This window comes from Dermacoccus sp. UBA1591 (assembly GCF_002322065.1).
In the GTDB taxonomy this organism is placed as follows: Bacteria; Actinomycetota; Actinomycetes; order Actinomycetales; family Dermatophilaceae; genus Dermacoccus; species Dermacoccus nishinomiyaensis.
Genome location: NZ_DCNR01000106.1, coordinates 13,949 through 25,451 on the forward strand (window position 1 = coordinate 13,949; position 11,503 = coordinate 25,451).

At 70.1% G+C, this 11,503-nt stretch carries 12 protein-coding genes; 6 read left to right on the forward strand and 6 right to left on the reverse strand.

The window, feature by feature from the left end:
* From dnaG to B2284_RS11780, 4 genes are all read right to left on the reverse strand, one after another.
* Positions 1 to 1,634 (reverse strand): DNA primase (dnaG, locus tag B2284_RS11765; protein ID WP_286697562.1); only part of this gene is annotated, 1,634 nt, incomplete at its 3' end.
* Positions 1,635 to 1,727: 93 nt separating this feature from the next.
* The gene (locus tag B2284_RS11770; RefSeq protein WP_369815077.1) at positions 1,728 to 2,993 is read right to left on the reverse strand and encodes a deoxyguanosinetriphosphate triphosphohydrolase; all 1,266 of its coding nucleotides are present in this window, start codon (positions 2,991 to 2,993) and stop codon (positions 1,728 to 1,730) included.
* The gene (locus B2284_RS11775; RefSeq protein ID WP_006944331.1) at positions 2,951 to 3,364 is read right to left on the reverse strand and encodes a DUF3806 domain-containing protein; all 414 of its coding nucleotides are present in this window, start codon (positions 3,362 to 3,364) and stop codon (positions 2,951 to 2,953) included. The genes B2284_RS11770 and B2284_RS11775 overlap by 43 nt, the downstream gene beginning before the upstream one ends.
* Entirely contained in the window at positions 3,364 to 3,642 is a 279-nt protein-coding gene (locus B2284_RS11780; RefSeq protein WP_040014394.1) for a DUF2277 domain-containing protein, read from the reverse strand. Before B2284_RS11780 ends, B2284_RS11775 begins: the two co-directional genes overlap by 1 nt.
* Before the next feature lie 80 nt (positions 3,643 to 3,722).
* Between B2284_RS11780 and B2284_RS11785 the strand changes: the two genes are divergently transcribed.
* Entirely contained in the window at positions 3,723 to 4,583 is an 861-nt protein-coding gene (locus tag B2284_RS11785; protein ID WP_074045593.1) for a sulfurtransferase, read from the forward strand.
* Positions 4,584 to 4,698: 115 nt separating this feature from the next.
* On the opposite strand, the gene mqo is transcribed toward B2284_RS11785, so the two are convergent.
* Positions 4,699 to 6,195, reverse strand: a complete 1,497-nt coding sequence (gene mqo / locus B2284_RS11790; protein WP_074045632.1) for a malate dehydrogenase (quinone) — start codon at positions 6,193 to 6,195, stop codon at positions 4,699 to 4,701.
* Between the two features lie 154 nt (positions 6,196 to 6,349).
* On the reverse strand, positions 6,350 to 7,582 hold the full coding sequence (gene dusB, locus B2284_RS11795) for a tRNA dihydrouridine synthase DusB (RefSeq protein WP_006944180.1): 1,233 nt from the start codon (positions 7,580 to 7,582) through the stop codon (positions 6,350 to 6,352).
* Positions 7,583 to 7,666: 84 nt separating this feature from the next.
* Here dusB and B2284_RS11800 point away from each other — a divergent pair, with 84 nt between their 5' ends.
* The 5 genes from B2284_RS11800 to B2284_RS11820 all read left to right on the forward strand — a co-directional run bounded on the left by B2284_RS11800 (position 7,667) and on the right by B2284_RS11820 (position 11,370).
* On the forward strand, positions 7,667 to 7,984 hold the full coding sequence (locus tag B2284_RS11800; protein ID WP_006944183.1) for a DUF6703 family protein: 318 nt from the start codon (positions 7,667 to 7,669) through the stop codon (positions 7,982 to 7,984).
* A 46-nt stretch (positions 7,985 to 8,030) separates the two neighbouring features.
* Positions 8,031 to 8,972 carry a metal ABC transporter substrate-binding protein gene (locus tag B2284_RS11805; protein WP_040014392.1) on the forward strand — a complete coding sequence of 314 codons (942 nt, stop codon included), beginning with the start codon at positions 8,031 to 8,033 and terminating at the stop codon, positions 8,970 to 8,972.
* A complete protein-coding gene (locus B2284_RS11810; RefSeq protein WP_006944281.1) occupies positions 8,969 to 9,817 on the forward strand; it encodes a metal ABC transporter ATP-binding protein in 849 nt (282 codons plus the stop codon). The genes B2284_RS11805 and B2284_RS11810 overlap by 4 nt, the downstream gene beginning before the upstream one ends.
* A gap of 74 nt (positions 9,818 to 9,891) precedes the next feature.
* Positions 9,892 to 10,893 carry a metal ABC transporter permease gene (locus tag B2284_RS11815; RefSeq protein WP_006944160.1) on the forward strand — a complete coding sequence of 334 codons (1,002 nt, stop codon included), beginning with the start codon at positions 9,892 to 9,894 and terminating at the stop codon, positions 10,891 to 10,893.
* Between the two features lie 45 nt (positions 10,894 to 10,938).
* Positions 10,939 to 11,370 (forward strand): Fur family transcriptional regulator, encoded by a 432-nt coding sequence (locus tag B2284_RS11820; RefSeq protein WP_006944276.1) that lies wholly within the window; start codon positions 10,939 to 10,941, stop codon positions 11,368 to 11,370.
* The last annotated feature ends 133 nt before the right edge of the window (positions 11,371 to 11,503 follow it).

Genomic DNA, 11,503 nt, shown 5'->3' on the forward strand with positions numbered 1-11,503 from the left:
GCCGCCAGGATGAGCTGGTGCGCCGGCGCGCTGAAGTCCCCCGGTACGAGCTGATCGAACACGGTGCCCTTCAACGACTCCGGGTACTGCAGCATCACCTGCAACAGCTGCCGCTCCCCCGCGATCGACGGATCACGCGGGTTCGGCTTCGGGATGCTCGGACGCTGCGGCTCAGCGGCCTCCGACACGCTCTGGCCCTCGCGGTGCCCACCGCCGGGGCCCGACGATGGCTGCTGAGAACCCTGCCGCGATGCGGCCGGCGACTCCTCCCGCCGCGGCGGGCGTCGCTCGCTCAGCTTGCCGCGCGGCGCGGTGCGCACGGCTGCGCTGAGCTGCTCGATCTCGACTCCGATCCACCCGGCGACCGTGCGCACGTACTCGGGCCGCAGCGTCTGGTCACGGATGCCGGCGATGATGGGGGCCACCGCGCGCATGGCGGCGACGCGCCCCTCCGCGTGGTCGAGGTCGAACCCCGCGATCGTCGTGCGCACGGCGAACTCGAACATCGGCACCGCGTCTTCGATGAGACCGCGCACCGCCTCATCGCCCTGGCGCAGGCGCAGGTCGCACGGGTCCATCCCGTCCTTCGCGACGGCGACGAACGACTGGCTCGCCCAGCGCTGATCCTCGTCGAACGCCTTCATCGCCGCCTTCTGGCCGGCGGCGTCACCGTCGAACGTGAAGATGACGCGCGCGGGGGTGCCCCCGGCCTCGTCACGCATGATGCGACGCAACGACTTGATGTGATCCACGCCGAACGCCGTGCCACACGTCGCGACGGCATTGTCGACGCCCGCGAGGTGCGCGGCCATGACGTCGGTGTAGCCCTCGACGACGACAGCGCGTCGCTCGCGCGCGATCGTCTTCTTCGCGAGGTCCAACCCGTACAGGACGTGGGTCTTCTTGTAGACCGGCGTCTCGCTCGTGTTGAGGTACTTCGCCTCGATGCGGTCGTCTTCGAAGATGCGGCGCGCGCCGAAGCCGACGGTGTCGCCCGTGATGTCGCGGATCGGCCAGACGACGCGGCCACGGAACCGGTCGTAGAGGCCCCGCGACGACTGACCGACGAGCCCGGCAGTCGTCATCTCCTCGGGGCTGAAACCCTTGGCGCGCAGGTGCGCCGTCAGCGCGTCGCCGGTGCGTGGCGCGAAGCCGACGCCGAAGTGCTGCGCGGCCTTGCCGTCGAAACCCTTGGCGCGCAGGAAATCCCGCCCGGCGCGGGCAGACGGGTCGCGAAGCAGCGCCTCGGTGTAGAACTCCTCCGCCACGCGGTGCGCCTCGACGAGCCGCATGCGCCGCCCCGGCGGCTCACGGTCGGGCCGCTCGCCCTCCTCGTAACGCAGCACCATCCCGGCCTTCGCGGCGAGGCGCTCGACGGACTCGGTGAACGACAGGTGCTCGGTCTCCATGACGAACGAGATGACGTCACCCGACTGACCGCACCCGAAACAGTGATAGACACCGACGGCGGGACGCACGGTGAAGCTCGGCGTCTTCTCGTCGTGGAACGGGCACAACCCCTTGAGCGAACCGGCGCCCGCGCGCCGCAGCGTCACGTGCTCGGAGACGACGTCCTCGATGTTGACGCGATCCTTCACGGCAGCGATGTCCTCTGCCTTGATCAGCCCCGCCACGTCACTCCTTCCCACCTCACGCGATGCCCGGCCACGGCCGGCTCGGCACGCACCGTAAGTGTAGGCGCGGCCACCGACAACCCCATCCGATCGTCACGACGGGGCGTGCGCCGCCTCCGCGAGCGCTCGCCCGTCCGTCAACGACGCGACCTGGTCGATGACGACGCGGAGCACGCCGGCATCGTCGGCCGCGGCGCGCGCGTCGTCGAGAAAAGGTACGTCCATGCGCTCGGGATCAGCGACGAGACGGGCGACGAGTGACTCGACGACCTCGCGCTGCACCCGGTGCTGCGCCTCGCGTGCCTGCGTGAACATGACGAAGTGCGCCGACATTCCCTTGAGGACCGCGACCTGTGCACGCACGTCGTCGGGCACGACGAGCACAGCGTCGTACCGCGCGAGCGGCTGGTGGCCGTACGCGGCGCGCGTGGCGTCCTCGGGTGCCGCTGCGAAACGGCCGATGAGCTTGCTCGTCATGTCCTTCAACGCCGCCAGATCGCGGCGCGAACCGACGAACGATGCCGGCAGGTCGTCGTGCAGCAGGGCGTCGAAGGCCTCCGCGAGCGCGTCATCACTCAGATCGGGCGCGTACCGGGCGCGCGCCGCGGCGATGACGCCGGCACGCTCAGCCGGCGAGCGCAACGCCCGCAACTCCAGCGCACCGGCCGCGACGGCGTCCTCGATGTCATGGACGCTGTAGGCGACGTCGTCGGCCCAGTCCATGACTTGCGCCTCGAGGCACGTGCGTGCCGGCGCCTCGGTGCGCACGAACGCGAAGACGTCCGCGTCGTCTTCGTAGACACCGAACTTCGTGGTGCCCGCCGGGCCCTCGCCACGGCGCCACGGGTACTTCGTCGCCGCATCCAGCGTCGCGCGCGTGAGATTGAGCCCGACGGAGCGCCCTCCCGAGGTGTGCCGCTTCGCCTCGAGGCGCGTCAGCAGCCGGAAGGTCTGCGCGTTGCCCTCGAACCCGCCGATGTCGGCCGCGAGCGCGTCGAGCACGCTCTCGCCGAAGTGCCCGAACGGCGGGTGGCCGATGTCGTGCGCGAGACATGCGGCGTCGACGACGTCCGAGTTGCAACCGAGCGCGTCCGCGAGTTCGCGCCCGATCTGCGCGACCTCGAGCGAGTGCGTCAACCGGTTGCGCACGAAGTCGTCCGTCCCGGCCTGCCACACCTGCGTCTTCGTCGACAGCCTCCGCAGCGAGGCGCTGTGCACGATGCGCGCTCGATCGCGCGCGAAGTCGTCACGATCACTGCGCTTGCGGGTGCGATCCTCCGCGACGAAGCGCTCCCGATCGCGCGCCGCGTACGTGCTCAGCGAAGCACCTCGAGCTGCGTGCGTAGGTCGCGTGCCCAGTCGGCGAGCCAGTCGCGCTGCATCTCGTTCCAGGCATCGGCGACGAAGTCGCTCGGGAACATGATGCTCGACTCGTCCGGCAGCGACAGCCCGATGTCGCGGCCCTCGGCGTCCGTGATGACCCGCCACTCGAGCACCGTCTCCAGGGTCAACCACTGCCCCAGCGCGAAGCCGATCATCGCGACGAACGGCGTCGGATCCTCGCGCTCGGTCTCGTCCTGCGCGATGACCCGGTCGACGTAACTCTCGTACGCCGCGTCGATCGTCGCGACGTCGGTGACGTCTATGTTCCAGCGCGCCGCGTCATCGAGCCAGCCGTCGAGAACGGTCTGCTCGGCCTCGCCGACGGGTTCGACGATGATGTCGGCCATCAGCTCGCCACCGCCGCGTAGCGCTGCGCCGCGCGGGCGCGCGCCTTGCTCGCCTCGACCTCGCGGTCCTTGGGCGGCGCGCTCGTCACGAGAGAGTCGATCAGCTCGCGCGAGGCCTGCGCGATGACGTCGACGGCGCGCTCGTAGGCGGCTTCGTTGGCGCTCGACGGCTTGGCCGAGCCGCCGATCTTGCGCACGTACTGCAGGGCTGCGGCACGCACCTCCTCGTCAGTCGCGGGGGGCGCGAAGTTGTTGAGCGGGCGGATGTTGCGGCACATGCCTAAAGCGTGCCACACGACGCCGACAACAGCCGTCGCATCGGGCGCCACGCCGGGCCCCGGCTCGCTACGCTGACAGCATGACGCACCTGCCGCACCCGCTCGTGTCAGCTCACCGACTCGCCGCACGCCTAGAAGCCGGCGAACGCTTCCACCTGCTCGACGTGCGGTGGGCGCTCGGGCAGCCCTCGATGCACGAGGCGTACCTGCACGCACACCTGCCCGGCGCCTGCTGGGTTGAGTTCGAGGACGCCCTCAGCGACGCGGTCAGCGACGACGGCGCGGGCGGGCGTCATCCGATGCCGTCGCTCGATCGGTTCCAGGACGCGATGCGCGCCGCCGGCGTCCGCAACGATGTGCCCGTCGTTGTCTACGACGCCGCGAACGGCCTCGCCGCGGCCCGCTGCTGGTGGTTGCTGCGCTATTTCGGCAAGCTCGACGTGCAGGTGCTCGACGGCGGTCTCGCCGCGTGGAAGCAGGCCGGCGGGGCGCTCGAGGGGGGCGATCCGACGCCAACGCAACGCGGTGACTTCATCGCGACGCCCCGCCACCTCACTCTCGTCGATGCCGACGGCGCGGAGGAGCTCGCCGCGCGTCACCTGCTCGTCGACGCCCGCCCCGCCGACCGCTTCGCCGGCCAGAACGAGACGATCGACCCGGTCGCCGGGCACATCCCCGGCGCCGTCAACATCCCGGCGCTGAGCAACATCGGCGCCGACGGCTGCTTTCTCACGAGCGACGACCTCGCCACGCGCTTCACCGCGCGTGGCATCCCACGTCATGAACGCGTCGGGGTCTACTGCGGCTCCGGCGTGCAGGCCGCGCATCTCGCGCTCGCGCTCGCGCTCGAGGTGAGCGGCGTGTTCGACGACCCGGCGGTCTACATCGGGTCGTGGTCGGACTGGATCAGCGACCCCGAACGACCCGTCGAACGCGACTGAACCGAGCCGTCGCGCCCCTCGGCGATCTCGCACCCTTCGCTGCCCCACCCGTGACAGACGCGAACGGCCGGCCCCCGCTCGTGCAGGGGCCGGCCGTTCGTCGTGTCAGCGTGGGTCAGCCGCGCTTGGGCAGACCCAGCTTCGTGTCAGCCTCGGCCTCGAGTTCGAGCGCGCGGTTGGGGTCGCTCGCAACGTCGGTGCCGAGCATCGGGATGACGCTGCGCAGCTCGTTCTCCCAACGCTCCCATTCGTCCTTGAACGACGAACGCAGGATGTCGAGCGCGATCGGGACGGCGGTCGACGCACCCGGCGACGCGCCTAGCACACCCGCGATCGTGCCGTTCGCGGAGGTGATCACCTCGGTGCCGAACTGCAGCGTGCCCTTCGTGCCCGAGATGGGCTTGATGATCTGCGCGCGCTGGCCGGCGGTGAACAGCTTCCAGTCGTCCGAGACGGCCGTCGGCGCGAAGTCGTGCAGCGCCTCGATGCGCTTGGCCTGGTTCGCGAGCAGATCCTGCGCGAGCACTTTCGTCAGGCCGAGGTTCTCAAGGCCGGCGGTCGCGATCGGCAGCACGTTGTCGGTGCGCAGCGACTGGAAGAGGTCGAGAACCGAGCCCTCCTTGAGGAACTTCGGCACGAGACCGGCGAACGGGCCGAACAGCGCGGTGCGCTGGCCGTCGATGATGCGTGCATCGAGGTGCGGCATCGACATGGGCGGCGCGCCCTCGGCGGCCTTGCCGTACACCTTCGTCTGGTGCTTGGCGGTGACGGCCGGGTTCTCGGTCGACAGGAACGTGCCGGAGACGGGGAACAAACCGTAGCCCTTCACCTCGGGCACCCCGGCCTTGCGCAGCAGCTTGAGCGTGTAACCGCCCGCGCCGAGCATGAGCACCTTCGTGCGCACGACGCGCGTCGCGCCGTCCCGCAGGTTCTTGACGGTGACGTTCCACGAGCCGTCGGCATTGCGCTCGATGTCGGTGACCTCGTGCTTGAGCTCGAGTGCGCCGCCGCGGGCGACGAAGTCCTCGAACAGCTGACGGGTGACGGCGCCGAAGTCGACGTCGGTGCCGCTCGGGGCGTAGGTCGCGGCGATCTTCTCACCGGCCGGGCGGCCCTCGATGAGCAGCGGCGACCACTGCTCGATCTGGCCGTAGTCCTCCGAGTGCTCCATGTCGTGGAAGAACGGGTGCTCGCTCATGAGGCGGAAGCGCTCGCGCAGGAACTTCTGGTTCGCATCGCCGCGCACGAACGCCATGTGCGGCGTGTTGTTGATGAACGTCGACGGCTCACGCATCGCGCCCTCGGTGACGAGGGAACCCCAGAACGTCTTCGTCGTGAGGAACTGGCCGTTGATCGCGATGGCCTTCGAGATGTTGACGCTGCCGTCGGCCGCCTCGGGCGTGTAGTTGAGCTCGCACAGCGCGGCGTGGCCGGTGCCCGCGTTGTTCCAGCCGTTCGAGCTCTCGAGGGCGACCTCGTCGAGACGTTCGAAGACGGTGAGCGACCACTCGGGGTGCACCCGCCGGATCATGGCACCGAGCGTCGCGCTGACGATGCCGCCGCCGACGAGCAGGACGTCGACGGAATCGGATGCGCTCTTCGCGCCCTCCACGTTGTTCACCACATGCCCCTTACGCGCTGATGTGTCGTGTTGCTGGCGCGCCGCATCGCGACGCTTTGTTCTCCACGGTAGTCCTCCTGGATGCCGAGCGTGCAACGGGGCGATGAACTACCGGGGTGATGTGATCCGTGACACGCCTGGCGTGTCAGCCCCCGGAGTTCTCCGCCTCCGCCTCGGCCACCCAGGCGGCCTGTTCGGCGGTGAGCTCCTGCGTGTCGAGCCACCCGTCGGGCAGGACGACGCGTCGCTCGCTGCCCGCGCGACCGCGCGGCCCGTCCGCCGCAGCGCCGGGCCACGGGGCGTCGAGGTCGAGCCCGGCGACGAGGTCGTCGAGCGCGGCGAGGGAGTCGACGAGCGCGAGCTGATGACGCAGCTGCGAGCCGACCGGAAAGCCCTTGAAGTACCAGGCGATGTGCTTGCGGATGTCGCGGCAGCCCTTGAGCTCGTCGTCGTAGAACTCGACGAGGTACTCCGCGTGGCGGCGCAACGTCGCGCAGACCTCACCGAGCGTCGGGTCGACGCGGGCGTCGGAACCGGCGAAGGCCGCGGCGAGGTCGGTGAACAGCCAGGGCCGTCCGAGGCAGCCGCGCCCGACGACGACGCCGTCGCAGCCTGTCTCGGCGACCATGCGCATGGCGTCCTCGGCCGACCAGATGTCACCGTTTCCGAGCACCGGGATGCTCGTCACGGTCTCCTTGAGGGTGCGGATCGCCGACCAGTCCGCGTGGCCCGAGTACGCCTGTGCGGCCGTGCGGGCGTGCAGCGCGACGGCCGCGACGCCCTCACCCTCGGCGATGCGCGCCGCCTCGAGGTAGGTGAGGTGATCGGTGTCGATGCCCTTGCGCATCTTGACGGTGACGGGGATGTCGTACGGGCTCGCCTCGCGCACGACGGCGCTGACGATGCCGCGGAACAGCTCGGTCTTCCATGGCAGCGCGGAACCGCCGCCCTTGCGCGTCACCTTGGGCACCGGGCAGCCGAAGTTGAGGTCGATGTGGTCCGCACGGCCCTCCGAGGCGAGGATGCGCGCCGCCTTGCCGGCGTTGAGCGGGTCGGTGCAGTAGAGCTGGATGGAGCGCGGGTTCTCGTCGGGGTCGGTCTCGATGAGCTTCATCGTGAGCGGAACGCGCTCGACGAGAGCGCGCGAGGTGATCATCTCGCTGACGTAGAGCGACGTCGCGCCGCTCGCACCCGCGGCGACGGAGCCGTCATCGCCGTACTGACGACACAGGCGCCGGAACGCACGGTTGGTGATGCCCGCCATCGGCGCGAGTACGACGGGCGAGGTGATGGTGTGCCGTCCGATCTGCAGCGGCGGCAGCGCCGACGGGTCGCGCACGAGCGCACCGGGTGCGGGAGGGGCTTCGAGAACAGTCATCGCCTTCCAGTGTCCCACTCGCGCGCAAGGCGGGCGACATGACGACTGGAGCAGCACCCGGCCCGCGCCCACTACCCTGGTGCCGTGTCACGCAACGAACCACGACCCGAAGTCTCCGTCAGCACGAGCCGCGCGAAGGCCATGCACGCCTCCGACCCGGCGATCGGGGCGCTGGCGCGCCTGCCGCAGTGGGTCATCCTCGCTGTCCTCGCCGTCCTCATGATCGTCGGCATCGCGGTGCGCGGCGTCGTCGGAGCCGTCGCGTTCGGCCTCGTCACCGCCTTCCTCGCCTGGCTGCTGTACCTGTCGTGGCAGCAGCTGCGCCCGCTCGACCGCCTCGCGCGCGCCGCCGTCATCGTGCTGACGCTGGGCGTGACGATCGTGCTGGCGTTCCCGAGGTAACCCCATGTTTTGACAATGATTCTCACTTTGAGTGAGAATCATTGTCATGTTCATGCGTCGCTCGTTCACCGTTGCTCTCACCGCCGCCCTGGGGCTCGGCGTCACCGCCTGCGGCTCCGAGAACGGGCGCACCGACGACGGCCGCGTCCAGACACTGGCGAGCTTCTATCCGATGCAGTACGCGCTCGAACGCATCGGCGGACCAGACGTCACCGTCAAGAACCTGACGAAGGCCGGCCAGGAGCCGCACGACGTCGAGCTCACGCCCCGCCAGGTCGCCTCCGTCGCGGACGCCGGCCTCATCGTCTACGCGAAGGGCTTCCAGGCCAGCGTCGACGACGCCGTCGCCTCGAGCGCCAAGGCCGGGCGCGCACTCGACGTCTCGCCGCAGGCCGACCTCGACCTCACAGCCGAAGAGGAGGGCCACCATGACGAGAGCGAGCACGAGCACGCTTCCCATGCCGGCGGTTCCGACCCGCACTTCTGGCTCGACCCGGTGCGCTACAAGGCCGTCGTCCAGGCGATCGGTGACCGGCTCGCCAAGGACGACCCCGAGCACGCCGACGGATACCACACGCGCACCGCGTCACTCGTCAAGGATCTCGATGCCCTCGATGCCGAGTACCGTGGCGGCCTCGCTCACTGCACGAACCGGACGATCGTGACCGGCCACGAGGCGTTCGCCTACCTCGCGGCACGATATGGGCTGACGCAGCGCGGCGCGTCGGGTGTCTCCCCCGAGGCCGAGCCGACGCCGGCGCAGCTGTCGTCGATCAGCGATTACGTGAAGAAGAACAAGGTGACGACGATCTACGCTGAGACCCTCGTCTCGCCGAAGGTGGCTCAGACCATCGCCTCCCAGACCGGCGCCCGCGTCGACGTCCTCGACCCGATCGAAGGGTTGACGGACGCGAGCAAGGGCAGCGACTACCTCGCCGTGATGAGATCCAACCTCGCCACATTGAAGAAGGGCCAGGGCTGCTCGTGAGCGTCTCCCCCATCCTGCGACTGCGCGACGCCGCGTTCGGCTACGACGGCCGCGCGGTCGTCAGCGGTGTCTCGCTCGAGGTGAACCCCGGCGAGATCATCGCGGTTCTCGGGCCGAACGGCTCCGGCAAGTCGACGCTGATGCGCGGCATCCTCGGCCTCAACGACCACGTCAGCGGGCAGGTCGAGCTGTTCGGCACGCCCGCATCTTCGTTCAAGGCGCGCACGCGCATCGGCTACGTGCCGCAGCGGCACACGCTGTCGGCGTCGGTGCGCGCGACGGTGGAAGAGGTCGTCGAGGTGGGTCGCCTGCCGCACCGGCCCTGGTACCGACGCGCGGACGCCGTGGATCGCCGGCTCGTCACCGCGGCCCTCGCCGAGGTCGGGCTCGCCGATCGCTCCCGCGACGACGTCGCCACCCTCTCCGGGGGTCAGCACCGACGCGTCCTCATCGCCCGCGCGCTGGCCGCGCAGCCCGACATCCTCGTCATGGACGAGCCGACGGCCGGCGTCGACACCGCCAGTCAGGAGGTACTCGCCGAGGTGCTCGAGCGCCTCGCCGCGAGTGGCGTGACGATGATCATCGTCACGCACGAGATCGAGGCGCTGCACGGCATCGTCACGCGCATCGTCGAGGTCGCGCACGGCGCCGTGACGTTCGACGGACCGCCCGCGCGCTACGGCGAGCGCGTCAGCGCGTCGCTCGGTGGGGCGTCGCTCGGCGGCCACGACCACCACGCCGAGGACCTGCCGCACCACGCGCCGGGCTACGCGCGCGGACCCTTCGACGACGCCAGGTTCGCGCCCGATCACGGGCGATTCAGGGAGGGGGATCGTCGTGGCTGAGTCGCTCGCTACGTGTTCTGATGGGGCGCCCGTGCGTCCCGTCGCTCCCTTCCACGCTCTGATCGGAGGCCACCGTGGGTGACCTGTTCGTCCTCGAGGCGATGCGATACGCGTTCGTCGCCGCGCTGCTCGTCGGGGCGGCCGCGCCGTCCGTCGGGGTGTTCCTCGTGCAACGACGGCTGTCGCTCATCGGTGACGGCATCGGCCACGTCGCGCTCGCCGGCGTCGCGATCGGGGTGCTCCTGCACGCCTCGCCGATCCTGACGGCGCTCATCGCGGCCGTCGTCGCGGCGTGCATCATCGAGTTCATCCGCCTGCGCGGGACGACGAACGCCGACGTCGCCCTCGCCGTCATGTTCTACGGCGGTATCGCGGCGGGCGTCGTACTGCTCTCACGCGCCGACAACGCGGGGCAGACGTCGATCAGTCAGTACCTGTTCGGCTCGATCCTCACGACGACGAGCGACCAGCTGTGGCAGTTCGGCGCGCTCGCCCTCGTCGCCGTCGGCGCGACGACGGTGCTGCGCAAGCGCCTGTTCGCCGTCGCCAACGACGAGGAGTACGCGCGGGCCGTGGGGCTGCCCGTCGTGCCGCTCAATCTGCTGCTGTCGATTCTGACGTCGGTGACGGTCGTGTTGTCGATGCGCGTCATCGGCCTGTTGCTCATCTCGGCGCTCATGATCCTGCCCAACGCGACGGGCCAGCTGATCGGTCGTAGCTTCCGTCAGACGACGGCCGCAGCCGTCGTCGTGGGCTGCCTCAGCGGTGCGCTGGGCGTCACCAGCGCGTACTACCTCGACACCCCGCCCGGCGGTACCGTCGTGCTCGCGGCGATCGCGCTGTTCCTGCTCGCGTCGTTCGTGGCGATGACCGTGCACGCCGTGCGCGCTCGTCAGGCGCGACGGGTGGCGCACCACGCGCACGAGCACCGGCAGGGCTGCGGGCACCCGTCCGTCCCTCACGGCGACCACGTCGACTACCTTCACGACGGTGAGTTCCACGCGCCGCACGGCGACCACTGGGACGCCCACCGACCCGCCGTCGAGACCTCGAAAGGCACGCATGATGCGGTGTGACAGCGCAGGACGCTTCGAGCTTCGACGAGTCTGGACGGATGTCCGATGAGTGCGCGCAAACCGACACGCCAGCAGCGCGCCGTCGCCGAGAGGCTCGACGGCTGCGGCGAGTTCTGCTCCGCGCAGGATCTGCACGCGAAGCTGCGCGCCGACGGTGAGACGATCGGCCTCGCAACGGTGTACCGCACCCTGCAGGCGCTCGCCGGGGACGGCACCGTCGACGTGCTGCGCACCGACGACGGTGAAGCCGTCTACCGCAGCTGCTCCCCCACGCACCACCACCACCTCGTGTGCCGACGGTGCGGACGCACCGTCGAGGTCGAGGGCCCGACGGTCGAACGCTGGGCCTCCGGCATCGCCGCCGAGCACGGCTTCACCGCCGTCAGCCACCAGCTCGAGATCTTCGGGCTGTGTCGCGCGTGCAGTCAGGACGCCGCCGCTGCCTCTGCTTCCGCCCCCTCTGACGCGGGGCCTTGAGTCGCCCGAAGCGTTGCGGCGGGTTCTCCCGTCAGGACCGCACCGAATGTCTCGACGGCACTGACCCTGCCGCATGGCGACGGCGCAAACACCTCACGAAGGCGCCGTCTCCACCGTGTCACGGCGGCGCTGA